Origin of the sequence: Streptomyces sp. NPDC001868 (assembly GCF_040297125.1) — a bacterium.
Lineage (GTDB): Bacteria > Actinomycetota > Actinomycetes > Streptomycetales > Streptomycetaceae > Streptomyces.
Map to the genome: position 1 here is coordinate 84,794 of NZ_JBEOYO010000016.1, position 23,038 is coordinate 107,831.

Annotated in this window: 21 protein-coding genes and 1 pseudogene; 8 read left to right on the top strand and 14 right to left on the bottom strand. The window is 72.1% G+C overall.

The genetic code is table 11. From position 1 onward, the window contains the following. Positions 1-173: 173 nt before the first annotated feature. Complete coding sequence (locus ABT147_RS20405) at positions 174-362, top strand: hypothetical protein (protein ID WP_351408008.1); 189 nt, start codon at positions 174-176, stop codon at positions 360-362. 313 nt (positions 363-675) lie between these two features. Further along, a complete protein-coding gene (locus ABT147_RS20410) occupies positions 676-3,330 on the top strand; it encodes a SpoIIE family protein phosphatase (RefSeq protein WP_351408010.1) in 2,655 nt (884 codons plus the stop codon). 45 nt (positions 3,331-3,375) lie between these two features. Here ABT147_RS20410 and ABT147_RS20415 read toward each other — a convergent pair whose 3' ends face one another. After that, positions 3,376-4,068, bottom strand: coding sequence for a DUF2637 domain-containing protein (locus ABT147_RS20415; RefSeq protein ID WP_351408013.1), 693 nt, complete (start codon positions 4,066-4,068; stop codon positions 3,376-3,378). A gap of 365 nt (positions 4,069-4,433) precedes the next feature. On the opposite strand from ABT147_RS20415, the pseudogene ABT147_RS20420 reads away from it, so the two are divergent. From ABT147_RS20420 to ABT147_RS20435, 4 genes and pseudogenes are all read left to right on the top strand, one after another. Then, positions 4,434-5,378 (top strand): annotated as a pseudogene (locus ABT147_RS20420) (serine hydrolase domain-containing protein); the annotation flags it as partial. Positions 5,379-5,432: 54 nt separating this feature from the next. After that, on the top strand, positions 5,433-6,506 hold the full coding sequence (locus ABT147_RS20425; RefSeq protein WP_351408015.1) for a YihY/virulence factor BrkB family protein: 1,074 nt from the start codon (positions 5,433-5,435) through the stop codon (positions 6,504-6,506). An 84-nt stretch (positions 6,507-6,590) separates the two neighbouring features. Continuing rightward, positions 6,591-7,718, top strand: a complete 1,128-nt coding sequence (locus tag ABT147_RS20430; protein ID WP_351408018.1) for a right-handed parallel beta-helix repeat-containing protein — start codon at positions 6,591-6,593, stop codon at positions 7,716-7,718. A 42-nt stretch (positions 7,719-7,760) separates the two neighbouring features. Next, positions 7,761-8,840: a methyltransferase gene (locus tag ABT147_RS20435; protein WP_502983122.1), complete on the top strand. Its 1,080-nt coding sequence runs from the start codon at positions 7,761-7,763 to the stop codon at positions 8,838-8,840. Positions 8,841-9,001: 161 nt separating this feature from the next. Here ABT147_RS20435 and ABT147_RS20440 read toward each other — a convergent pair whose 3' ends face one another. From ABT147_RS20440 to ABT147_RS20480, 9 genes are all read right to left on the bottom strand, one after another. After that, entirely contained in the window at positions 9,002-9,334 is a 333-nt protein-coding gene (locus ABT147_RS20440) for a TcmI family type II polyketide cyclase (RefSeq protein ID WP_351408020.1), read from the bottom strand. Positions 9,335-9,368: 34 nt separating this feature from the next. Next, on the bottom strand, positions 9,369-9,848 hold the full coding sequence (locus ABT147_RS20445; RefSeq protein ID WP_351408022.1) for an SRPBCC family protein: 480 nt from the start codon (positions 9,846-9,848) through the stop codon (positions 9,369-9,371). A 1-nt stretch (position 9,849) separates the two neighbouring features. Next, entirely contained in the window at positions 9,850-10,107 is a 258-nt protein-coding gene (locus tag ABT147_RS20450) for a phosphopantetheine-binding protein (RefSeq protein ID WP_351408024.1), read from the bottom strand. A gap of 57 nt (positions 10,108-10,164) precedes the next feature. Next, on the bottom strand, positions 10,165-11,433 hold the full coding sequence (locus tag ABT147_RS20455) for a beta-ketoacyl synthase N-terminal-like domain-containing protein (RefSeq protein WP_351408027.1): 1,269 nt from the start codon (positions 11,431-11,433) through the stop codon (positions 10,165-10,167). Further along, the gene (locus tag ABT147_RS20460) at positions 11,430-12,698 is read right to left on the bottom strand and encodes a beta-ketoacyl-[acyl-carrier-protein] synthase family protein (protein WP_351408029.1); all 1,269 of its coding nucleotides are present in this window, start codon (positions 12,696-12,698) and stop codon (positions 11,430-11,432) included. Before ABT147_RS20460 ends, ABT147_RS20455 begins: the two co-directional genes overlap by 4 nt. Further along, entirely contained in the window at positions 12,695-13,156 is a 462-nt protein-coding gene (locus ABT147_RS20465; protein WP_351408031.1) for a cupin domain-containing protein, read from the bottom strand. The genes ABT147_RS20460 and ABT147_RS20465 overlap by 4 nt, the downstream gene beginning before the upstream one ends. A 62-nt stretch (positions 13,157-13,218) precedes the next feature. After that, the gene (locus tag ABT147_RS20470) at positions 13,219-14,373 is read right to left on the bottom strand and encodes a SchA/CurD-like domain-containing protein (RefSeq protein WP_351408034.1); all 1,155 of its coding nucleotides are present in this window, start codon (positions 14,371-14,373) and stop codon (positions 13,219-13,221) included. Between the two features lie 279 nt (positions 14,374-14,652). Then, positions 14,653-15,066, bottom strand: a complete 414-nt coding sequence (locus ABT147_RS20475) for a hypothetical protein (RefSeq protein WP_351408036.1) — start codon at positions 15,064-15,066, stop codon at positions 14,653-14,655. Positions 15,067-15,215: 149 nt separating this feature from the next. Next, positions 15,216-16,937 carry an FAD-dependent oxidoreductase gene (locus tag ABT147_RS20480; protein WP_351408038.1) on the bottom strand — a complete coding sequence of 574 codons (1,722 nt, stop codon included), beginning with the start codon at positions 16,935-16,937 and terminating at the stop codon, positions 15,216-15,218. 184 nt (positions 16,938-17,121) lie between these two features. Between ABT147_RS20480 and ABT147_RS20485 the strand changes: the two genes are divergently transcribed. Beyond that, the gene (locus ABT147_RS20485) at positions 17,122-17,535 is read left to right on the top strand and encodes a hypothetical protein (RefSeq protein WP_351408040.1); all 414 of its coding nucleotides are present in this window, start codon (positions 17,122-17,124) and stop codon (positions 17,533-17,535) included. Here ABT147_RS20485 and ABT147_RS20490 read toward each other — a convergent pair. Both ABT147_RS20490 and ABT147_RS20495 read right to left on the bottom strand, forming a co-directional pair. After that, the gene (locus tag ABT147_RS20490; RefSeq protein WP_351408043.1) at positions 17,508-19,085 is read right to left on the bottom strand and encodes a flavin-containing monooxygenase; all 1,578 of its coding nucleotides are present in this window, start codon (positions 19,083-19,085) and stop codon (positions 17,508-17,510) included. The two genes, ABT147_RS20485 and ABT147_RS20490, sit on opposite strands and share 28 nt — an antisense overlap. A gap of 1 nt (position 19,086) precedes the next feature. Beyond that, positions 19,087-20,106 (bottom strand): patatin-like phospholipase family protein, encoded by a 1,020-nt coding sequence (locus ABT147_RS20495; RefSeq protein WP_351408045.1) that lies wholly within the window; start codon positions 20,104-20,106, stop codon positions 19,087-19,089. A 171-nt stretch (positions 20,107-20,277) separates the two neighbouring features. Between ABT147_RS20495 and ABT147_RS20500 the strand changes: the two genes are divergently transcribed. Next, positions 20,278-20,871, top strand: a complete 594-nt coding sequence (locus tag ABT147_RS20500) for a TetR/AcrR family transcriptional regulator (protein WP_351408047.1) — start codon at positions 20,278-20,280, stop codon at positions 20,869-20,871. A gap of 119 nt (positions 20,872-20,990) precedes the next feature. Here ABT147_RS20500 and ABT147_RS20505 read toward each other — a convergent pair whose 3' ends face one another. After that, complete coding sequence (locus ABT147_RS20505; protein ID WP_502983123.1) at positions 20,991-22,247, bottom strand: sugar ABC transporter permease; 1,257 nt, start codon at positions 22,245-22,247, stop codon at positions 20,991-20,993. Positions 22,248-22,258: 11 nt separating this feature from the next. Continuing rightward, the gene (locus ABT147_RS20510) at positions 22,259-23,035 is read right to left on the bottom strand and encodes an ATP-binding cassette domain-containing protein (RefSeq protein WP_351408049.1); all 777 of its coding nucleotides are present in this window, start codon (positions 23,033-23,035) and stop codon (positions 22,259-22,261) included. Positions 23,036-23,038: the final 3 nt, after the last annotated feature.

Here is a 23,038-nt window from a genome sequence, read left to right on the forward strand (position 1 = left end):
ACCCGACGGGAAGATCTGAAAAGTCCCGGAAAGCCCCGGAAACAACAAAGAGTGCTCGTCGACGGAAGGTCGAAGAGCACTCAGAAGCCTCTGGTAACCAAAACTGCCACTTCATGGCAAGGTAGCACAGGCTCATCGTCTTCGGTGTGAGACATCGGACACCACGAGCGAAAATGTTCCGGCGACGCGGACCGGGGGCGTCGGCGGGGCTGGAGACAGCGGCCCTCATCGACCTCTGCCAGGGCACCGTCGACCAGGGCGGCCTCGAAGCGCTCACCGCCGGCCATCTGACCCACGCGGCGGCCGTCGCCGACCTCAACCTGCTGGCGTACGGGCTGGTGCGGGCGAAGCGGGCGGGGTGACCGCGGTGGGGTGCGTTGTCGGGTGCGGGTGAGTGGGGGCTGGTCGCGCAGTTCCCCGCGCCCCTAAAAGCTTCAGGCCCTTGCGGGCCTGAAAAGCACAGGGCGTAGCCCGTGCTTTTCAGGGGCGCGGGGAACTGCGCGACCAGCCCCCACCGGACCCGCACCCGACGAACGAACCCCCGCAACCGCTCGCCGATGCCCAGATCGTGGTCGCGAAATAGTGTGAAAAGGGTGCAGAGGGACATATCGAAGGTAGTGGGAGGGGCGAGGGAGACCTGGGGCGAGAACGCGGGCGAGAGTGAGATGAGCGGCCATGGTGCGGCATGTCGTCGACGATCCGGGAGCGGGCCCGGGCCCGGGCCCGGACGCGGCCGGTGAGGCGCTGACCGCGCGGGCCACCGTCGACGAACACGGCACCGTGACCGGCTGGAGCGCCGGCGCCGAGCACCTGCTCGGATACACGCCGACGCAGATCCTGGGCCGGCCGGCCGCCTCCCTGCTCGCCGAGGAGCCCCCGGCGGCCGCCCTCCCGTCGTTCTCCGGTCTGCCGAGGTGGCAGGGCACCCTCGTCCTGCGGCACCGGGACGGCCGCCGCCGGGAGGTCAAGGTCCTGGCGCATCACCGCACGTCGTACTGCGGGACCCGGGACTGGTTCCTGGTCTCCGCCCTGACGGGGACCCGGCCCCGCCCCGGCGACGACGCGCTCGCGCTGCGCGGTTTCCTCGACTCCCCGAGCTGCGCGACCTCGGTGCACGACAAGGATCTGCGCTTCCGCCGGTCCAACCGGGGCTCACGGGGTGCCCTGGGCCTGAGCGACGACGACCTGCGCGGGCTGCGGATGACGGAGGCGCTGGACGACCCCGCCGGCGGGGAGGTCGAGCGGCTGATGCGCCGGGCCCTGGAGACCGGCGAGCCGCAGTACCTGGAGAACCACGCGCGCGCCCCCGGTGAGAGCCGCGAGCACGCCTGGTCGGTGCACCTCTACCGGCTGGAGGACGACGACGGCCGTGTCCTCGGCGTGGCCTCCACCGGGCACGACATGACGGAGCAGTACTGGGCCCGCAAACGCCTCCAGCTGATCGCCGAGGCCGGCCGGCGCATCGGCAGCACCCTCGACGTGACCCGGACCGCGCAGGAACTGGCGGACATCGCGGTCCCGGACCTCGCCGACTTCATCAGCGTCGACCTGCTGGCGTCCCTCGACGACGTCCACGAGCCGCCCCCGCACGCCCCGGCCGCCGGGCGCGCCCTCGCGCTGCGGCGCATCGCCCACCAGTCCGTGCTGCCGGGGAGCCCGGAGGCGGTCGTCGCACCGGGCGAGGTGGACGAGTACCCGGACGGCTCGCCGCCGGTGGAGAGTCTGCGCTCGGGCCGCGCCGTGCTCTACCAGGTGACCGAGCCCGCGATCGCCGACTGGGTGGCCCAGGACCCGCTCCGGACCTCCCGTATCCGCGACTTCGGGTTCCACTCGGCGATGACCGTGCCCCTGACGGCACGCGGGACCACCCTGGGCGTCGCCGTCTTCGCCCGCCACCGGCACCCCGACCCCTTCCAGCAGGACGACCTCGTCCTGGCCGAGGAACTGGCGGCCCGGGCGGCGGTCAGCATCGACAACGCGCTGCGCTACACGCGTGAACGCGGTACGGCCGTCACCCTGCAGCGCAGCCTGCTGCCGCAGAGCCTGCCCGAGCAGAGCGCGGTCGAGGTCGCCTCCCGCTATCTCCCGGCCGGTGCCCGCGCCGGGGTGGGCGGTGACTGGTTCGACGTGATCCCGCTGTCCGGGGCCCGGGTGGCGCTGGTCGTCGGGGATGTCGTGGGCCACGGCATCCACGCCTCCGCGACGATGGGCCGGCTGCGGACCGCCGTCCGTACCCTCGCCGACATCGACCTGCCGCCCGACGAACTCCTCACCCACCTCGACGACCTCGTGGCACGCCTGGCCACGGAGGCGGAGGGCGCGGAGCGGTCCGCCGGGGGAGGGGCGGGCGCGGGGGACGCCACCGGGGGCGTGGTCGGGGCGACCTGTCTGTACGCCGTGTACGACCCCGTCACGCGCCGGTGCACGCTCGCCCGGGCGGGGCATCCGCTGCCGGTCGTGGTGGGCCCGGACGGCGCCGCCGAACTGCTCGACCTTCCGGCGGGGCCCCCGCTGGGCCTGGGCGGACTGCCCTTCGAGTCACGGGAGACCGAACTGCCGGAGGGCGGCCTGCTCGCCCTCTACACCGACGGCCTGATCGAATCCCGGGCCGGTGGACGCGGTGACGCGGGACGCGATGACGGCGGGAGCGGTGATGGCGGGCGCGCTGACGGCGGGCGCGCTGACGGCGGGCGCGCTGACGGCGGACGCGGTGACGGCGGGCGCGGTGACGGCGGGCGCGGTGACGGCGGGCGCGGTGACGGCGGTGGCATCGACGGCCATGGCCACGGCGACGGCCCCGGTGGCGACCTCGACGACGGGATCACCCGGCTGCGTCAGGCCCTCGCCGCCCCCACCGCCTCCCTGGAGACGCTGTGCGACCGGGTCCTGGGCGCCGTACTGCCGGAGCGGCCCACCGACGACGTGGCCCTGCTCATCGCCCGCCCCCGCGCGCTCGACCCCGACCGGGTCGCCACCTTCGACGTGGAGCCCGACCCCTCCGCCGTCGCCGAGGCCCGTAAGAACGCCCTCTGCCGGCTGGAGAGCTGGGGCCTGAATGACGCGGCCTTCGTCACCGAACTGGTCGTCAGCGAGCTGGTCACCAACGCCATCCGGCACGCCGAGCCGCCCGTCCAACTGCGACTCATCCACGACAGAAGCCTGATCTGCGAGGTCTCCGACGCCAGCAGCACGGCACCTCACATGCGCCGCGCCCGCACCTACGACGAAGGCGGCCGGGGCCTGCTCCTGATCGCCCAGCTGACCCAGCGCTGGGGCACCCGCCCCACCCCCACGGGCAAGACGATCTGGACGGAGCAGGCCCTCGGATGAACCTCCGGCCCCCGGGACGACCCCCGGGATCACCCCCCGGATGACCTACGGCCTGCCCTGCTTCGGCCCGCCGAGGGTGTCGGCGGCGTGCCGGGGGCCGTGTCCGGACGAGAACTGGCCGACGAGTTCACGGAAACAGACGAGGGCGGTGATCGGCGGAATCCCGACGATCACCATGGCCAGCAGCGAACTCGCCGACTGGCCGATGCACAGGGCCACCGCCGTGCCGGAGGAGAGCAGCATCACGGCCCAGGAACGCCGGGCGGTCCGGTGCTGGACGGATGCCCGCAGGATGGACAGCCCCGCCAGCAGCCACGGCCCGTACACAGTCAGCGGCCACCAACGCGCCAAATGCTCCGACACCACCAGCAGCGCGATGCCGCGAAGCTGAATGTACGAATAAGAGACGGACCAATAAAGCATCGTCAGTGCGCACAGGGCGATTGTCGTGACCAGGAGCACGACAGGGAAGATTCTCGGATTTCCGGAGAAGATGTGGGCCCCCGGGCGGGGCCGCCGTCGGTTGCCCGGGCGGCGCGGGCTGTCGCGGAGGTCCGGCAGGGGCGGGACGGGCTCCACGCTGTGTGCCGTGTAGGCCATGTGGGGCATGTGGATCAGCTCGTCGTTGGGGTCCCAGACGCCCGACGAGGCCCGCGGGCCGGGGAGCCAGATGGGCTGCGTCTCGTACGGCTGGGGCCCGTCGAGACTCTGATCTACCGAATCATAATCGGTTCGCATTCTGATTCTGAATCCTGTTCATTCGGGATCCGCTTTTCCGACCGGTACAAGAGGGTCGACGCCTGATTTTGGGCATTCGGGAGAATAGCGATCGGCGGGGATTTTCGCGAGGAGCGAACCGCGGTGCATGGCCGATGAAATGGAGAAGGCGCGCTTGGCGCCGAACGAGTGGACTCGCTCCCGGGCGCACCCGACGGGACTCCCGGCCCGGGGCCCGGATGGTGACGTGGGCGCCTCCTGCCCCCGACCTGGAAGAGGCGACTCCCCGTGCCACTACCTGCGCGATTTCCCGTACGGCTCCCCGTGCGACCCCCTGTACGACGCACCCGCTCCCGCCGGCTGTTCGCCGCGGCGCTGCTGGTGGCGTCCGCGCGACCGGGGTCGCCGACACCGCCACCCGCCGGCCGATGGCCACCGACCAGTACATGCGGATCGGCAGTGAGACCAAGACCTTCACGGTCACCGCGCTGCTCCGGCTCGTCGACGACCGCCGGATCCGGCTCGACGACCCGATCTCCCGCTATGTCCGCGGAGTGCCGAACGGCGGCAGGATCACGCTGCGTCACCTCGCGGAGATGCGCAGCGGCCTGTTCCCGTACAGCGCCGACCCGGACTTCACACAGGCCCTGCTCAGCGACCCGAGCCGCTTCTTCACACCGCGCGAACTGCTCGCCTACGGCTTCCGGCATCCGAACACGTTCCCGCCGGGTGAAGAGTTCCAGTACTCCAACACCAACCTCATCCTGCTCGGTCTGGTGATCGAGAAGGTCAGCGGCCGGCCTCTCGCCGACGTCATCCACGAGCGGGTGCTCCGCCCGGCCCGGCTGCGCCACACCCTGTTCCCCGAGGGCCGCGAGTTCCCCGAGTCGCACGCGCACGGCTACACCGACCAGACGCTGAGCGGCGAGATCGAGGACGCCACGGACTGGAACCCCAGCTGGGCCTGGGCTGCCGGGGCGATGATCTCGGACCTGCACGATCTGCGCCGCTGGGCCAGGATCGTCGCCACCGGGACCCTGCTCACCCGGGAGACCCAGCGGGAGCGGCTCACGATGCTGCCGACCGGCTTCCCGGGCACCAGCTACGGCCTCGGCATCTTCGACTCCGGCGGCTGGATCGGGCACAACGGCTCCATCCCGGGCTACCAGAGCGTGACCGTCTACCTGCCGGCGCGGAAGGCCACCCTGGTGCTCCTGCTCAACACCGACATCACCCACGAGGGCCAGGAGCCGTCCTCGCTGCTGGCCCGCGCGATCACGGAGATCGTCACCCCGGACAACGTCTACGACCGCCCGGCACCCCCGCGCTGACCAATATGTCGGTATTGCGGGTATAAGCCGCGCCCGGTCGGATACCCGCACGGCATGATGCGGACGCTGAAGAAGCACGGAAGGCACGCCGAGCACACCGAGCGCACGGGACGGGCCGAGCGCACCGGAGAGGCCGGGCGCACGGGTCACGCGGGGCCGGACGAGCAGGTGGAGCGACAGGCGCCGGACAGTCCGACGGATCTGTCCGGCGCCTCCTGGCGCTCGGTGCTGAAAGGCACTCTGAAGGAGTTCAAGAAGGACGAGCTGACCGACCGGGCGGCGGCGCTGACCTACTACGGCATCCTGGCCCTGTTCCCGGCGCTGCTGGCCCTCGTGTCCCTGCTGGGGATCGCCGGGCAGTCGGCGACGCAGCAGGTGCTGGACAACATCCAGCAGCTCGCCCCCGGCGCGGCGCGGGATGTCCTCACCAACGCCGTCGAGCAGATGCAGGGCAACGCCGGGCTCGGCTCGGTCATGGCGATCGTGGGTCTGGCGCTCGCGGTGTGGTCGGCCTCCGGCTATGTCGCGGCGTTCATCAGGAGCGCGAACGCGGTGTACGACATGCCCGAGGGCCGTCCCGTGTGGAAGGTCCTGCCGGTCCGGGTCGGTGTGACGGTACTGCTGATGGTCATGGCCGTGATCAGCGCGCTGATCGTGGTGTTCACCGGCGGTCTCGCCCGGGAGGTGGGCACCGCGCTCGGGGTCGGCGACACCGCGCTCACCGTCTGGTCGATCGCCAAGTGGCCCGTGCTGATCCTCCTGGTCACCATCATGATCGCCGTCCTCTACTGGGCCACCCCGAACGCGAAGGTCCGCGGCTTCCGCTGGATCACACCGGGCAGCTTCCTCGCCCTGCTGCTCTGGATGGTCGCCTCGGCCGGGTTCGCGTTCTACGTGGCGAACTTCGGCTCGTACAACAAGACGTACGGCGCCATCGCCGGCGTGATCATCTTCCTGGTCTGGCTGTGGATCACGAACCTGGCGATCCTGCTCGGCCTGGAGTTCGACGCCGAACTGGCGCGTCGACGTGCCGTCGAGGGCGGTCATCCGCCGGACGAGGAGCCGTACGTCGAGCCGCGCGACACCCGGGCGTGGGACGAGGAGGACCACCGCCGTCTCGAAACCTGAGCGGCGGGGAGGGGGCGGCCCGGGACACGCCGTCGGATGGACTATCGGGCGGTTCCGGGAGCATCTGGTCATACCTTGCGGAATATGACGAAATGGCATATTGCCCATGTGGCGTGTATCGCGGCGGTCATCGGGGCGGGGCTCGGGGCCGCCCCGCAGGCTGTCGCCGACCAGCGGACCCATGTGGTCTTTCCGGGAGAGTCGATCCAGCGGGCGGTGGACGCCGCCGCACCGGGCGACACGGTGCTCGTGGCGTCCGGCACGTACCGCGAGAGCGTCCGGGTGAGCACACCCGGGATCACCCTGCGCGGCATGGGCCGCGGCACCGTCGTGGAACCGGCCGCGAAGCCCGCGCCGGCCGCGGAGAAGCCCGCCCAGGCCGCCGAGAAGCCGGCACCGGCGCCCGGCGAGAAGGCCGCCGACGGCTGCGCGGACAGCGGCAACGGGATCTGTGTGATCGGGACCAAGGACCGCAAGGTCGAGGACGTCACCGTCGCCGCCCTGACCGTCACCGGCTTCGCCGGGTCCGGGGTGTACGCCCTGGACACCGACAGGCTGACCGTGCGGCATGTGACCGCGGTGAAGAACGGTGTGTGGGGCATCGCCCAGGAGCGTTCGGTGCGCGGGGTGTTCCGCAAGAACACCGCCCGGGACAACGGCGACGCCGGTCTGTTCCTCGCCAACACGATCAAGGCCGAGCAGGGCGCCATCGACAGCGGCGGCACCGTCGTCGCCCACAACCGCCTGGAGGGCAACCGGATCGGTCTCACCGTCCGGCGTCTGCGCAACCTCACCGTCGCGGACAACCACCTCACCGGCAACTGCGCGGGCGTCTTCGTCGTCGGCGACGAGAACATGCCGAGGGCCGGCGCCCTGACCGTGCGCGACAACCTCATCGACCGCAACAACAAGTCCTGCCCGAAGACCGCGCGGCTGGACGCGCTGCAGGGCACCGGCATCGTGCTGACCGGCGCCGAGGACACCCTGGTGACCCGCAACCGGATCATGGAGAACGCCGGCACCTCCCCGCTGTCGGGCGGCATCGTCGTGTGGAAGAGCTTCGTGGGCACCACCAGCGAGCGGAACCGGATCACCGACAACGTGCTGGAGAACAACTCCCCGGCGGACATCGTCAACACGGACACCGCAGGCAAGGGCAACACCTTCACGGGCAACACCTGCGCGGCGTCCAAGCCCGCGGGGCTGTGCTGACCGGCCGAGGTCGCTCATGAACTCCCAGAAGGAAGGCGTCACATGACGACCGCTCAGACCACGGAGACGGCACCCACCGCTCCGACCGCACCGGCCGTCCACACCTCACCGGCCCCGCCGCCCCCCATGCGGTTCAGGGAACTCGTGTTCGGGGCGGCCGTCGCCGCCGCCCTGCGCGCGGCGGCCCGGCTGGGGGTCGCCGACGCCCTCGGCGACACCCCGCTGTCCGTGGAGGACCTCGCGGCGGCGGTGAAGGCCGAACCGAAGCCGCTGCGACGGCTGTTGCGGGCCCTGTCCTGCCACGGCGTCTTCACCGAGCGCCCGGACGGGACGTTCGCGCACACCGACATGTCCCGGCTGCTGCGCGAGGACGACCCGCACAGCCTGCGCGCCATCGCCCTGTGGTGCACCGAACCGTGGACCTGGGACGCCTGGCCCAAGCTGGACGAGGCGGTGCGCTCCGGCCGCGACGTCGTCCGGGACCTGTACGGCAAGGAGTTCTTCGTCTATCTCAACGAGGACGCCCCGGAGTCGGCCGACGTCTTCAACCGGGCCATGACGACCTCCAGCACGCAGTCCGCGCGGGACGTCGCCGAGTTCCTCGACCTGTCGGGGAGCGCGTCCGTCGCCGACATCGGCGGGGGACAGGGGCATGTGGTGGCGAGCCTGCTGGAGAAGCATCCGGCGCTGCGCGGCACCCTGCTCGACCTGCCGCGCGTGGTGGAGAACGCCGACCCCCGGCTGCGGCCGGGCGGCGCGCTCGCGGACCGGACGACCGTCGTCCCCGGCGACTGCCGCGAGGCCGTCCCGGTCCGGGCCGACACCTACGTCATCAAGAACATCCTGGAGTGGGACGACGACAGCACCGCCCGGCTGCTGCGCAACGTCATCGGGGCGGGCGGCCCCGGCACCCGGGTCGTGGTCATCGAGAACCTCGTCGACGACAGTCCCTCGATGCGCTTCAGCACCGCCATGGACCTGCTGCTGCTCCTCAACGTCGGAGGGGCCAAGCACACCACCGAGAGCATGACCGCCCGGCTGACGGCGGCGGGGCTGGTCATCGACGACGTACGGCCGGTCAACGCCTATCTGCACGCGTTCGACTGCCACGTGCCCGGCTGAACACCGGCACGACGGCCGAAGCACGACGGAACCGAACCACGTAAGAACCACCCGTAGGAACCACCCGTAAGAACCGAACCCCGCAGGAAGCGAACCACGAAAGAACCGGCCGCCGGGCCCCCGCCATCGCGGGCCCGGCGGCCGGTCGGCCGTGGCCGGGGTCAGCCGGCCGGGTCGCGCTCCCAGAGGTAGAAGCGCTGCGCCATCGCGTCCTTCGGGGACCGCCAGGTGGCGGGGTCGTACGCGCTGACATGGGCCGTCAGCCGGTCGCTGATGTCCCGGAACTCGGGATGCCCGGCCGCCGCGGCGATGGCGGGACCGGGGTCGCGCTCGGCCTCGATGAGGTGCAGGTACACATCGCCGAACTGGAAGAGGCTGCGCCGGGAGACCCCGATGAGGTGGGGCAGCTCCCCCCGGTCCGACTCCTCGAAGATCCTGGCGATGTCCGGCCCGGCGCCCGGGGCCATCCGGGCGACGATCAGGGTCTGGTGCATACGGTGTTCTCCGTCCGGCTCTGTCGGTCGGCGCTCAGTCGGTCAGGCCCGGCGCCGCACCCTGTTCGGCGGCGGCCTTCTCGATACGGTCCCGGATCAGGGCCATCTGGACCTTGGAGTTCCGGTTGATGTTGTCCGTCATCCAGTCGTCGTCGACCGGCGCGTCCGGCTTCATCGCGAAGTCCTGCGTCCAGGCCATCCGGGTGCCGGTGGGGACCTTCTCGTACTCCCACAGGATGTTCATGTAGGCGAAGGGCCCGGTCTCGACGCGGCGGGCCTCCACGGTGAGCGTGTCGCGGTCCGTCTCCCGCTCCGAGACCCAGCTCCACACCTTGCCGTTCTCGTCGGGGTGCATGGTCAGCCGGAACGTCACCCTGTTCCCCTCCTGGGAGAGGATCTCGGCGGTGGCGTACTCGCTGAACAGCCGGGGCCAGTTCGCCACGTCGTTGGTCATGTCCCAGACCAGGTCGAGCGGCGCGGCGATGACGATCTCGTTCTGCGTGTGCCCGGCCATCTCAGGCACCCGCCAGAAGCGCGCTGTTGACCTGTTCGAGGAACTGCCGGGGACTCTTGCTCTTCTCCGCGTCCGGCGGCATCGGGGTGCCGTACCGGTTCTCCAGCTCGCCCACGATGCCGAGCAGACCGAGCGAGTCGATGCCGATGACGTCGAAGCCGGACTCGAGGCGCTGCTGGAGCTCCTCCGGGGTGACGGTGACCCCGGCGGCCTTCTTCATCAGCTCGGACAGTTCTTCCACGGTGATGCGGTCGCTCATACGATTTCTCTCCTTGGCTGTGTGGATCGGTGTGCGGGGGGCGTGGTGCGGGGGTGGTCAGGAGGTGGTGTCGCCGGTGCCGAGCCGGAGCACCAGCGCCGAGTTCGACCCCATGAGTCCCCGGCTGAGGACCAGTGCCGTGCGCGGCTCGGCGGCGCGGGCGCGGGTGGTGACGAGGTCGAGGTCGTGGCAGACGTCGTAGACGTTGGGGGTGGGCGGGATCACGCCGTGCTCCATCGCGAGTACGGCCGCGGCGACGTCCAGGACGGCCGCCGCGCCGTTGCCCCGGCCGACGGCGGTCTTCGGCGCGGTGACGGGGACGCGGGTGCCGTGCGGGCCGAGGGCGTCGACGAGGGCCAGCGCCTCGGCGCGGTCCGCCGCCGGGGTGCCCAGGGCGTCCGCGAAGACCACGTCGATCTCCTCGGGGGCGCAGCCCGCCTCGTCCAGGGCGACCCGGATCGCCTCGGCCAGCCCCGCCCGGGACTCCTCCCAGCGGGAGGCGCCGGTGAACGTCGCCGCGTGGCCCGCCAGGACCGCCCGTACGGGCGCACCCCGCCTCCGGGCCGTGTCCTCGGCCTCGACGACGAGCATGGCGCCGCCCTCGGCGGGCACGAAACCGCAGGCCGCCGAGGTGAACGGGCGGTAGGCGCGCTCCGGGTCGTCGATGGCGCTCAGCTCCTCGTAGCCGAGCTGGCAGACCACCGAGTACGGCGCGAGCGGTGCCTCGGTCGCGCCGGCCACCATCACGTCCGTACCGCGCCGCACGGCCCGTGCCGCGTGCGCCAGGGCGTCCAGGCCGCCCGCCTCGTCGGAGGCGATCACCCCGCAGGGGCCCTTGAAGCCCCGGCGGATGGAGATCTGGCCGGTGCTCGCCGCGTAGAACCAGGCGATGGACTGGTACGGGCCCACGAAGCGGCTGCCTTTGGACCAGAGCTGCTGCAGCTCCCGCTGCCCGAACTCGCCGCCGCCGGAGCCGGCCGCGGTGACCACGCCCACGGAGAACGGCGCCGCGTCGGTCTCGGGCCGGTCGAGGCGGGCGTCGTCGAGCGCCTGGTCGGCGGCGGCCATCGCGAAGTGCGTGAACCGGTCGGTCTGGACGAGATAGCGCTCCTCGACCGCCGACGGCGGGTCGAAGTTCCGGACCTCCCCGGCCACCTTGAGCGGCAGATGCTCGCAGCCCTCGCGGGTGACCCGGTCCAGGACGCTGATGCCCTCCCGGGTGGACTTCCAGAACGTCTCGGTGCTCGTTCCGTTGGGCGCGACCACGCCGATGCCGGTGACGGCCGCGCGACGGGGACGCCGGTCGCTTGTCGTTGTCGAGGTCATCGTGTCTTCTCCCTCGGCAGGTTCAGGACCACCGCGGACTGGAACCCGCCGAACCCGCTGCCCACGGAGAGCACGTTGTTCAGCCGCCGCTCACGGGCGACGCGCGGGACGTAGTCCAGGTCGCACTCGGGGTCCGGGGTCTCGTAGTTCGCGGTGGGCGGGACGACCTGATGGGCCAGCGCCAGCGCACAGGCGACGACCTCGATGGCGCCGATCGCGCCCAGCGAGTGGCCCACCATGGACTTGATGGAACTCATGGGCGTGTCGTAGGCGTGCGCGCCGAGCGTCCGCTTCACGGCCGCCGTCTCGTGCCGGTCGTTCTGCTTGGTGCCCGAGCCGTGCGCGTTGACGTAGTCGACGGCCGTGCGGTCGATCCGGGCGTGGTCGAGGGCGTCCTCGATGGCCCGGGCCATCTCCAGGCCCTCGGTGGTCAGACCGGTCATGTGGTAGGCGTTGCCGAAGGTGGCGTAGCCGCTGATCTCGCAGTACACATGGGCGCCGCGGGCCCGTGCGTGGTCCAGCTCCTCCAGGACGAGTACGGCGCCGCCCTCGCCCATGACGAAACCGTTGCGGTCGGCGTCGAAGGGGCGGGAGGCGTGGGCCGGGTCGTCGTTGTTGGGGGAGGTGGCCTTGATGGCGTCGAAGCAGGCCATGGTGATCGGGGAGATCGGCGAGTCCGACGCGCCCGCTATGCAGATGTCGGCCCGGCCCTCCTCGATGGTGTGGAAGGCGTACCCGACGGCGTCGAGGCCCGAGGTGCAGCCGGTGGAGACGGTCTGTACCGGCCCGCGCGCCTCGAAGCGTTCCGCCACCGTCGAGGCGAGGGTGCTGGGCGCGAACGCCCGGTGCAGATGCGGCCCGGCCTCCCGGTGGTCCACGTCCCAGCGCTGCCCGCCATGGCTGACCAGCACGTAGTCGTGCTCCAGCCGGGTGGTGCCGCCGACCGCGGTGCCGAGCGAGACCCCGACCCGCCAGGGGTTCTCGGCGGCGAGGTCGAGACCGGAGTCCCGTATCGCCTCCTCGCCGGCCACCAGGGCGAACTGGATGTACCGGTCGCAGCGGGCGACCTGCTCCGCGTCCAGTCCGTGGGCCGCCGGGTCGAAGTCGCACTCGGCGGCGATCCGCGAACGCAGCCCGGACGGGTCGAAGAACGTGATGCCGCGTGTCGCCGTACGACCGTCGGCCAGGAGGTCCCAGAACGCCGGGACACCGATGCCGCCCGGGGCGACGATGCCTATGCCGGTGACCGCCACGCGCCTGGTCATGAGCGGACCTGAGGTCGTCCGGCCGCCTGCCCCGCACCGGCGTGCTCGGCCTCCACCGGGATCGGTACGCCGTTCGCGTCCTCGGTGTCGACATGGCCGAGCGGCGGGCTCGGGGCCAGCGGGCCGAGGTGGAAGACCATCCGGGCCTCGACCTTGCCGACGTTGCGGAAGCGGTGCCGCATATGGGCGGGGATCAGGAGCCCCTGCTCGGGCCGCAGCTCGTGGGGCTCACCGTCCAGGTCGACCTCCAGTTGGCCGCAGACGACGTAGATGAACTCCTCGGAGTACGGGTGGTAGTGCTCGGCGATGCGGTCGCCGGGCGGCACGATGGCGACGCCCATGAAACCGCTGGTGGAGCCGACGGTGGTGGGGGTGAGCATGGCGCGCAGATCGCCGCCGCGCCGGGTGTTGGGCTCGACCTCGCTGACATCCACGATTCCGGGATGGCGTTTGATCACGACGTTCCTCCGAACATGAGCTGCACATGAGCTGCGTCGAACATGTGCTGGGGCGACAGGGATCAGGCGTCGGGCGCCCGGCGGTCGGTGACGAGTTCCATGCGGGCGACCGTGAGAAGCCGGGCCGGGGCGCCGTCCCTGGGCGAGCCGTCCGCGCCGAGGGCGCCGCCGTCGAGGAGCGCAGTCAGCTCGGCCGCGCGGGCACGGTCGGTGAGACCGAGCACGGGCCCGGGGTCGTTGTCGATGCCGCCGCGTACGTCGACCAGCCGCACCACGATGTCGTCGCGCTGGAAGATCGTGCTGCGCAGCACCGGCCCCTGCGGGTCGTCCGCCGCCGCCTCGTCCTGCCGGGCGAGCAGTTCGGCCAGCCGCAGACCGCAGCCCTCCCGGGCCGGGTAGTACAGCGCGTGCCGTACGGCGTCCGGGCTCTCCTGACCGGCCGTCACATGGTGGACGGCGGGCAGGGCCGCGCGGGTGAAGAAGACCCGGGCGGAGTCGGGGTCGTCGAGGTCCCGGTCCTGCTCCAGATAGGGGTTGATGGCCTCCTCGACCGCCCGCACCTCGGGCTGCCGGGCCACGTGCCGCAGCGCGGCGAGCAGGTCGCCCCGCACCTCGACGGCCCGGACCACCCGGTTGCCGTGCATGAACAGGGAGGTGCGGCACAGCCGGGTGGTGTCGTCGACCTTCGGTTCGGGCGCGGCGTAGTCGGCGAGGATCCGCGCGACCTTCTCCTCGCTGCCCGGCTTGACCGTGAAGGTGAGCGCGTGCCGGATCAGGCCGTCGCCGATCCGCGGCGAGGTCTGCAGCCGGCGCTCGCCCGTCTCCGCCGCCACGGCCGGGCCGCCGGTCTCGCGGACGATGTGGAAGCGCAGCGAACGGGTGTCCCGGACGCAGTCGTGCAGCGGCCTCACCATCTGCACGTGCTCCTCGCTGTTCACCCAGGTGAGGAACGGCGGGGCGCTCTCCCACTCACTGGTGATCAGCCACTGGGAGGGGTTCTCGATGGACTGGCACAGCTGGTCGCTGACATGCCCGGGGACGGACGCGACCTGGTTGCACAGTTGCTCGTACGCCTCCAGGAACTGCTGCTGGGCCCCGTCGTACACGTCGACCAGCAGGACGACACGGAGCCGGGAGCCGTCGAAGACGGACTGGGAGACGTGCTGCGACACCTGTCGCTTCAGCGTCTGGGAAACACGTTCGGACGTGGTGGTCATCCTGCGCACATCTCCTCGGTGGGGGGCAGAGAAGGACGGACGTCGGCCGGACCGGCGTGACGTCGGCGTGCCTCGATCCTGAGCCCGCCCCTTCCGGCGCGCGACTCGTATGCACTGCGCGGGTGACCGGTGCGCCGGGCGGGTGACGGCGCGTCACGCGTCGCCTCACCGGCCGCGCCGCCATGCGCCCGACCTACCGGGCCGCCGCGCGCCTGACCTGCCGGGCCGCCACACGGGGGCGCGCGTGGCGGCCGCGGCGGCTATCGCGTCCGGCACGGGTCAGGCCACGCTTCCGGCGGTCTTCCTGCGGCGCGCCGCGTACAGACCGGTCCCGGCGACGGCGAGGACGGCGAGTCCGCCGGCGGTCACGGCCGGCGAGGCGAGACCGCCGCCACCGGTGTGCATCCCCCCGCTGGGCTTCTCCTGCTTCCCGCTCCAGGACCCCTCGTCCTGCTTCCCGCTCCAGGACTCGCCCTCCTGCTTGCCGCTCCAGGAGCGCTCGTCCTGCAGCGTGGTGCCGGTGGTCTCCTTCTCCTGGCCCTTCTCCTGTCCCGTCTCCTGCCCCTTGTCCTGCTCCTTGCTGTAGGAGGAGTCCGTGTCGTCCCAGCCCCCGGACGCGTACGCGCCGGGCGCGCCGAGTACGAGGACGGCGGCGGCCGCCGCGGTGGCCATGAGCGTGCGAGCAGAACGCATCTGACGATCCTTCCGTCGGCGGGGCGGGCAGCTGGCACTTCGTCAGCTGTGGTGACCCGCCCCCGACGTGATCCACCGTCAGCCAGCCGTCTCCCCGTCACCACTCAAGACGATCACTCGGGTGAACGCGCCCGGCCCGGCAGGTGAGTTCACGGGTTACGGCTTCGGCTCGTCGCGAGCACGGTGGTCAGGACCTCGCGCAGGGCGGACTCGGCGTCCGGGACCGGCCCCGGCGACCGCCACGCCACGAATCCGTCGGGCCGGACGAGGACGGCGCCCCCGGCCGTCGTGCCGTGGACGGCCGCCCAGTCCGCGTCGCCCTCGGGCGTCAGCTCGGCCTCGGGGCCGGTGCCGAACCGGTACGAGGTGAGGGGGACGGACATCGCCTCGGCGAGGCGGAGGGCGGCCTCGTGCCAGCCGCCGCCCGGCCCATCGGTGCGGGCGTCCGCGTCCGCGTCGGCGTCGCTGAGCAGGACGAGCGAACGTTCGTAGAGGTCCAGGGTGGAGAGGGCTTCGCCCCGGTGCCGTACCGCCATGTGGGGTGCCCTGCTGCCGGGTTCGCCGGACAGGTCGAGGCGTTCGGGGACGACCGGGGTCGCGGGATCGGCGCCGAGGACGGCGCCCCGGGGGTAGCGGTAGCCGAGGGCCACGTCGAGGATGCCGCGCTGCGGGCCGCCGCCACCGCCGACGCCGGGGGCCGGGGCGAAGCCGGGGTGGCTGTGCTCGACCGAGCGGGCGGCGGCACGGGCGCTGGTGGCCTCCGCCACCGGGCGGCGCTCGGCGTCGTACGAGTCGAGCAGTCCCTCTCCGGCCCAGCCGCCGAGTACGGCCGCCAGCTTCCAGGCCAGGTTGTGGGCGTCCTGGATACCGGTGTTGGAGCCGAACGCCCCGGTGGGGGACATCTCGTGGGCCGAGTCGCCGGCCAGGAAGACCCGCCCCGACTGGTAGCTCCGGGCGACCCGCTGGGCGGCGTGCCAGGGGGCCTTGCCGGTGACCTCGACGTCGAGGTCGGCGACCCCGACCGCGCGGCGGATGTGCTCGACACACCGCTCCTCGGTGAACTCCTCCAGGGTTTCGCCGTGTTCGGGGTGCCAGGGGGCGTGGAAGACCCAGTTCTCCTTGTTGTCCACGGGCAGCAGGGCACCGTCGGCGTCCGGGTTCGTCAGATAGCAGACGATGAAGCGGCGGTCGCCCACCACGTCGGCGAGGGCGCGGGAGCGGAAGGTGACGCTGACGTTGTGGAACAGGTCGCCGGGACCGCTCTGCCCGATGCCGAGCTGCTCGCGGATCGGGGAGCGGGGGCCGTCGGCGGCGACGAGATAGTCCGCGCGGATCGTGGTGTGCTCGCCCGTCTCACGGCTCTTGACGATCGCCGTGACACCGTCGGAATCGCTCTCGAACGACAGCAGTTCGGTGCCGTACCGCAGATCGCCGCCGAGCCGCTCCGCGTGCTCGAACAGCACCGGCTCCAGGTCGTTCTGGCTGCACAGGCACCAGGAACTGGGGCTGAACCGGGCCAGTCCGCCGCCCGCGTCGATCTGCTTGAAGAGCCACTCGCCCGCGTCGCCGACCAGGGTGGGCGTCTGCAGGATGCCGTGGTTCTCGGCCAGGGTGGCGGCGGCCTCCCGGATGCCCGGCTCGACGCCGGCCGTCCGGAACAGCTCCATCGTGCGGACGTTGTTGCCCCGGCCGCGCGGATGGATGGAGGTGCCGGTGTGCCGCTCCACCAGGGTGTGCCGCACCCCGAGCCGGCCGAGGAACACCGACGTCGACAGACCGACGAGGGACCCCCCGACGATCAGGACCGGAACACGGTGGGTCGGGTGGCCGGTGGGATCGGTCCGGTCAGGGCTCTGCTTCATCGCGTTCATCGCTCAACTCCAGCGCTTCGGGTCCGCCGGCTCCGCCGGGTGGGGCCGGGGGCTTCATCCATGCCCCGCACCGGGAATCCGGGACCGGGCTTCACCCGCTTAGGGCCCTGGGCGCTCACGTACTCGGGTGAAGCTGAGTACGTGCGCTCTGTGCGCCGGCGGGGCGCGCCGGGAGGCTGGGGACATGACCCGAGACCTTCCCAAGTCCGTTTCCCAGCTGCTGCCGACCCTCGTGACGGCCGTGGCGTCGCTGACCCTGTGGGCCCTCTGGCTGGGCTGGGACCAGCGGCGTGATCTGCATCCTGACGGTTCGTCGACCGGCCCGTACGAGGCGTGGCAGGTCATCGGTCTGGTGCTGACCCTGCTGCCGCCGCTGTACTGGGCGGCCTCCCGGCGGCACATCGCGGGCGCCGTCGTCGGCACCACCGCCGGTCTGACCGTCGCCTCCTTCTACGACTGGTCGGACGACGCCAGCGGCCTGTTCGTCATCGGCGTCACGATGGTGACGCTGGGGAGCATCGCGGTGACCACCGCCCTCTCCTTCCTGATCGCGGCAGTCGGGTCACGGCCTCAGCCGGCAGCCTCCGTGATGTCGTAGGCCTCGGGGTCGAACCGCGCAAGCTGCCGGCGCATCCGGCCCGTTGACCAGGGCCAGCTGAAGCTGTTGACGCCGTTGTCGTCCAGGTAGTAGCTGGAGCAGCCGCCCGCGTTGTAGACGGTCGACGGCAGCGCCTGCTGGACCTCGGCATTGAACGCGGCCTGCACCTCGGGGCGTACGTCCATGCTGGTCCAGCCCGCCGAGCGGAAGTGCCGTACCGCGCCCGCCACATAGTCCAGTTGCGCTTCGAGGACCGCGTACGCGGAGGAGTGCCCGGTGCCGAGATGCGGCCCGAGCAGGACGAACGCGTTGGGGAAGCCGCTGACGGTGGTGCCGAGGTAGGCGTCCGGGCTGCCCTTCCAATGGCTGTCCAGGTCGGTGCCGTCGGCGTCGAACACCCGCTGGGCGATGGGCATGTCGAGAATGTGAAAGCCGGTGCCCAGGACGATCGTGTCGACGTCCGCGTGGCTGCCGTCCGCGCCGATGACCCGGCCGCCCTCGACGGCCTGCACCGCCGTCGCGTGCACGGTGACATTGGGTCTGGTCAGCGCCGGATAGTAGGTGTTGGAGAGCAGGAGGCGCTTGCAGCCCAGGGTGTAGTCCGGGGTCAGCGCCCGTCGTAGGTGGGGGTCCTTGACGGTGGCCCTGAGGTGGAGCGTGCCCAGCTTCTGCACCGCCCGCAGCAGGGCCGGGTGGCGGAAGCCGACGCCGAGGGCCTCCAGCGCCGCGTACTCGGCGCCCCGCAGCGCCCGTTGGGCTCCGGGGAGGTTCCGCAGCAGCCATCGTTCGGCGCGCGGCACCGGGTGGTCGGGCTTGGGCAGCACCCACTGGGCGGTGCGCTGGAACAGATGCAGCCGGCCCACGCGGGGCTGGATCGCGGGCACGAACTGCACGGCCGAGGCACCGCTGCCGACGACGGCCACCCGGGCGCCGGTGAGGTCGTGGTCGTGCCGCCAGCGCGAGGAGTGGAAGACCTCGCCGGGGAAGTCGGCGAGGCCCGGTATGTCGGGGAGCAGCGGTTCGTGCCAGGGGCCGGCCGCCGAGATCAGGAACCGGGCGGTGTAGGTGTCGCGGGTGGTCTCCACGTGCCAGCGGGCGTCGGCCGGGTTCCACTGCGCCCGGGTGACCTCGGTGCCGTAGCGGATGAGCGGGGTGATGCCGTACGCGGCGGCCGTGTCCCGGAGGTAGGAGCGGATCTCGGGCTGGCCGGCGAAGGCCCGCGTCCACTCCGGGTTGGGCGCGAAGGAGTACGAGTACAGGGCGGAGGGCACGTCGCAGGCGCAGCCCGGGTAGGTGTTGTCCCGCCAGGTGCCGCCGAGGTCGTCCGCCTTCTCGACGAGCACCAGATCGCGCACCCCCGCCTCGCGCAGCTTGACCGCCGCGCCGATGCCGGAGAGACCGCTGCCGATGATCAGCGCCTCGACGTGGTGGGTCTCGTGGGTGACGGTCGCGGCGGCCGGGCTGCGGTGGCTTTCGGCGCTGTCCGCACGGTCCAGGTTCTCGGCGTTCTCGGCGTTCTCGGGTCTTTCGGGGCTTTCGAGGTGCGGCATCTCAGGCTCCTGTCCGGGCGTCGGCGGTGGGGGCGGCCTCGCGGACGGCGTCAGGGGCGGCCTCGCTCACGGCCTCGCGGACGAGGGCGCGGGTCGTGCGCAGGGCGGTCTCCAGGACGCTGAGGCGTCGCCCGGGGTCCATGAAGTTGCCGCCCATCACCTCCAGGTCGGCGGCGGTGGGCTCGATCCGGACGACCCGGGTGCCCGCCGCCCGCAGCGCGGCGCACTCCGCGTCGAGGGTGCGGGTCATGACGCGCCGCAGCAGTGCCTCCGCCCGGCCGAGCCCTCGGCGTGGTCCGGGGGAGCGGGAGCTCATCGGCGCGATGACGTACACCTCGTCGAGCCCGCTCGGGATGAGGAGGTCGGCGGAGGCGGTGGAGAGGATGCCCCCGTCGGCGTAACGCCGGCCCCCGACGCGTACGGGCGGGTACCAGCCCGGCACCGCCCAGGACGCCCGGAGCGCGTCCCGCAGCGCGGCCGGGCGGGTGTCGGGGTGCCCGAAGACCGTACGGCGGCCCGTGTCGAAGTCGGTGGCCACCAGCCAGGTCGCCGGGTGTCGGACCCACTGCCCGGGGGGCGTCAGGGAGTCCGCGAGGGCTGCCAGTCGGCGGGCGTCACCGCGTCCCTGGGGCAGGAGACCGGACAGCCCGGCCAGCATTGGGGCGGTGCGGCGCAGCGCGCGGCGGGCCAGCCGGGGCGAGCCGGGGAAGGCGGCGGGCCGGGGTGGCAGGGCCCGGGGCGGGGCGGCGAAGTGCCGGAGGAGTTCCGGGCGGGCGTCCTGGCGGCCCAGCTGTGCGGCGAGCAGGTCGTCGACGCCGATGCCCGCGCCGAGCAGCGCCGCCACCTCGGCCCCGGCGGAGGTGCCCACCAGGACCTCGGCCTCGCGCGGGTCCCAGTGTGTGGCCCGCCGGAGGGAGTGCAGGGCGGCGATCGTCCAGGCCGCGCCGAGTGTGCCGCCGCAGCCCAGGACGAGGCCTCGGGAGGGACGGGAGGGGGTCGTGCGCGTGCTCGTGGCGTTCACCGCGTTCACATACACCTACTCGGGTGCTCGGGGAATCCGGATACCGGCGAGATCCGGATACTAGTGGTACCCGAAATGCTTGGACAGCCCTTGTCGGAGATAGGATCCGGGAACTCCTGCGGCCCCACGGCCACCTGGAGAGGGAGAAGGAGAGGGGAGAGGGAGCGAGACATGGCCCGCCTCAGCCGCGTCGAGAGCCAGGAGCGCACGCGTGAGCGGCTCGTCGCCACCGCGCGGGAGCTGTTCCTCTCCCACGGGTACGCCGCCACCTCGCTCAGCGATGTCGCGGAGACGGCCGGCTACTCCAAGGGCGCCGTCTACTCCAACTTCCGCAGCAAGGGTCATCTGTGCCTCGCCGCCCTCGACGACATCCGGGCCGAACAGCTGGCGCTGCTCACGGACGCGGTGACCGGCGAGGCCGCCCTCGACGACCGTCTGACGGCCTTCGCCGCGTGGGCCGAGGCGCACATCGGCGACGAGGCCTGGACCACGCTGGAGGTCGAGTTCCTCACCAGCGCGCGGCACGACGACGAGCTGCGGCGGGAGATCACGGCCCGGGTCGCCGTGGTCCGTGAGGCGCTGGCCCTGCTGATCGACGGGCTGGCCCGGGAGCTGGGCGTCGCCCCGGCCATGCCCGCCGACCGGGCCGCGATGACCCTGCTCAGCCTGGGGATAGGGCTCGGTGTCCAGCGAGTGGCGGACCCGACGGTCCCCACCGCCGTGCTGACGGAGACGCTGCGGCTGGTCCTGCGGATGGACGACTGAGGGGCTGGGCGGATGGACGCCTGAGGCAGCTGGGCGGATGGACGCCTGAGGCGGCTGGGCGGCTGAAGGGCCGGGCGACTGAAGGGCCGGGCGGCTGGGCGATCGAGCGGCCGGGCGGGTTACGCCCGCCCCCGTGTCTCCGCCGCGCGTCGGGCCAGCGCGTCGAAGACCACCGCGACGAGCAGCACCCCGCCCGTGATCATGAACTGGACGGCGGGCTGGACCCCCAGCAGGGCCATGCCCGAGGCGATCGACTGGATGATGAGGACGCCCAGCAGCGCGGACCAGGTCGAGCCACGGCCGCCGAACAGGCTGGTGCCCCCGATGACGGCGGCGGCGATGGCGTTGATCAGCAGCATCCCGGAGCCCGGGACCGTGGTCGCCGAGGTGAGCCGCGAGGCGACGAACAGACCGCCGACCGCCGCCAGGGTCCCCGACACCAGGAACACCCAGATCCGTACGCGCGACACGTCGACGCCGGACCGCCGGGCCGCCTCCACCCCGCTGCCCAGCGCGAGGACCTGCCGGCCGTACACCGTGCGGCGCAGGAAGAGGTCCGAGGCGACGATGACCGCGAGGAAGATCAGCAGCGCCAGCGGCAGCCCCTCGAACCGGTCCAGTACGGCGACCGCGGCGAACGCGGCCACCGCGAGCAGCGCCGTACGCACCCAGATGTCGCCCCGCGCCCGATACGGCATCCCGGCGGCGGCGCGGCGCCTGCGGTCGCGGTGGCAGAGCAGGAGGTACGCGGCCGGGCCGAGCGCCGCCAGGCCGTAGGTGACGCCGGGGGCGCCGAAGGAGCGGTTGGTCAGCTCGGCGACCAGGCCGTCGTCGCTGAAGCTGATGGAGCTCTCCGGCCCCAGGAGGTAGAGCATCAGGCCGTTCCAGGCCAGCAGTCCCGCGAGGGTGACGACGAACGCGGGCACGCCGATCTTGGTGAAGATGAACCCGTGGGCCGCCCCGGCCGCCGCGCCGCAGAGCACCGCGACGAGCACGGCGAGCCCCTCCGGCATGCCGTGGTTCACGTTCAGCGCCGCGAACATGGCGCCGGACAGACCGGCCAGCGAGCCCACCGACAGATCGATCTCGCCGATCAGCAGGACGAAGACGACGCCGACGGCGACCATGCCGGTCCCGACGATCTCCACGCTGAGGACGGACAGGTTGCGCGGCGAGAGGAAGTTCTCGTTGAGGCTCTGGAAGACGATCCACGTCACGACGAGGGCGAGCAGGGCGGGGACCGGGCCGAGTTCGCCCTCGTGCAGCCGGCGGCGCGCGGCGTGGGCGTACGCGCGGGGACGCTCGCCGTACCACGGGTGCCCGTCCTCCTGAGGCCTCCCCGGCTCCTTCCCCTTCTCCCTCCCTCTCCACCTCACGCCTCTCCACCTCACGGCCAGGTCTCCTCGGGGTGGGTGGGGTGGTGGTTGGCGGTGTTGTCCACCGCGCCGGTGATGGAGGAGATGATCTGCTCCTGCGAGGTGGTGCTCACATTGAAGAGGCCGTTGTTGCGGCCGAGGCGCAGGACGGCGATCCGGTCGGCGACGGCCTTGATGTCCCCCATGTTGTGGCTGATGAGGAGTACCCCGGTGCCCCGGTCGCGCAGCTCCTCGATGAGGTCGAGAAGTTGGTTGGTCTGTTCGAGGCCGAGGGAGGCGGTGGGTTCGTCGAGCAGCAGCAGCCGGGGCGCGCTGACGAACGAGCGGGTGATCGCGACGACCTGGCGCTGCCCACCGGACAGCGTGGCGAGCGGGACGCGTACGTCGGGGATGCGGATGGAGAGGGTGCGCAGCAGCTCGCGGGTCCGGCGCTCCATCTCCACCTCGTCGAGGACGCCGAAGCGGTGGATCTCCCGGCCGAGGAAGAGGTTGCCGACGACATCGAGGTTCCCGCACATCGCGAGGTCCTGGTAGACGGCCGCGATGCCGAGGAGCTGCGCGTCCTGGGGCCGCCGGATCTGGACGGGGGCGCCCTCCCACTCGATGACGCCCTTGTCGGGGGGACCGACCCCCGAGATCACCTTGACCAGGGTGGACTTCCCGGCGGCGTTGTCACCCACCAGGGCGACGACTTCCCCGGCCCTGATCTCCAGCTCGACGTCGACCAGGGCCTGGACGGCGGCGAAGCGTTTGGAGACGCCGCGCAACGCCAGCAGGGGCTGAACCACCGG

Excerpts from the sequence above, each read along its gene's own strand:
- ABT147_RS20405 (WP_351408008.1), top strand. The coding sequence starts at position 174 with ATGTTCCGGCGACGCGGACCGGGGGCGTCGGCGGGGCTGGAGACAGCG.
- ABT147_RS20410 (WP_351408010.1), top strand. The coding sequence starts at position 676 with ATGGTGCGGCATGTCGTCGACGATCCGGGAGCGGGCCCGGGCCCGGGC.
- ABT147_RS20415 (WP_351408013.1), bottom strand. The coding sequence starts at position 4,068 with ATGCGAACCGATTATGATTCGGTAGATCAGAGTCTCGACGGGCCCCAG.
- ABT147_RS20425 (WP_351408015.1), top strand. The coding sequence starts at position 5,433 with ATGATGCGGACGCTGAAGAAGCACGGAAGGCACGCCGAGCACACCGAG.
- ABT147_RS20430 (WP_351408018.1), top strand. The coding sequence starts at position 6,591 with ATGACGAAATGGCATATTGCCCATGTGGCGTGTATCGCGGCGGTCATC.
- ABT147_RS20435 (WP_502983122.1), top strand. The coding sequence starts at position 7,761 with ATGACGACCGCTCAGACCACGGAGACGGCACCCACCGCTCCGACCGCA.
- ABT147_RS20440 (WP_351408020.1), bottom strand. The coding sequence starts at position 9,334 with ATGCACCAGACCCTGATCGTCGCCCGGATGGCCCCGGGCGCCGGGCCG.
- ABT147_RS20445 (WP_351408022.1), bottom strand. The coding sequence starts at position 9,848 with ATGGCCGGGCACACGCAGAACGAGATCGTCATCGCCGCGCCGCTCGAC.
- ABT147_RS20450 (WP_351408024.1), bottom strand. The coding sequence starts at position 10,107 with ATGAGCGACCGCATCACCGTGGAAGAACTGTCCGAGCTGATGAAGAAG.
- ABT147_RS20455 (WP_351408027.1), bottom strand. The coding sequence starts at position 11,433 with ATGACCTCGACAACGACAAGCGACCGGCGTCCCCGTCGCGCGGCCGTC.
- ABT147_RS20460 (WP_351408029.1), bottom strand. The coding sequence starts at position 12,698 with ATGACCAGGCGCGTGGCGGTCACCGGCATAGGCATCGTCGCCCCGGGC.
- ABT147_RS20470 (WP_351408034.1), bottom strand. The coding sequence starts at position 14,373 with ATGACCACCACGTCCGAACGTGTTTCCCAGACGCTGAAGCGACAGGTG.
- ABT147_RS20475 (WP_351408036.1), bottom strand. The coding sequence starts at position 15,066 with ATGCGTTCTGCTCGCACGCTCATGGCCACCGCGGCGGCCGCCGCCGTC.
- ABT147_RS20480 (WP_351408038.1), bottom strand. The coding sequence starts at position 16,937 with ATGAACGCGATGAAGCAGAGCCCTGACCGGACCGATCCCACCGGCCAC.
- ABT147_RS20485 (WP_351408040.1), top strand. The coding sequence starts at position 17,122 with ATGACCCGAGACCTTCCCAAGTCCGTTTCCCAGCTGCTGCCGACCCTC.
- ABT147_RS20490 (WP_351408043.1), bottom strand. The coding sequence starts at position 19,085 with ATGCCGCACCTCGAAAGCCCCGAAAGACCCGAGAACGCCGAGAACGCC.
- ABT147_RS20500 (WP_351408047.1), top strand. The coding sequence starts at position 20,278 with ATGGCCCGCCTCAGCCGCGTCGAGAGCCAGGAGCGCACGCGTGAGCGG.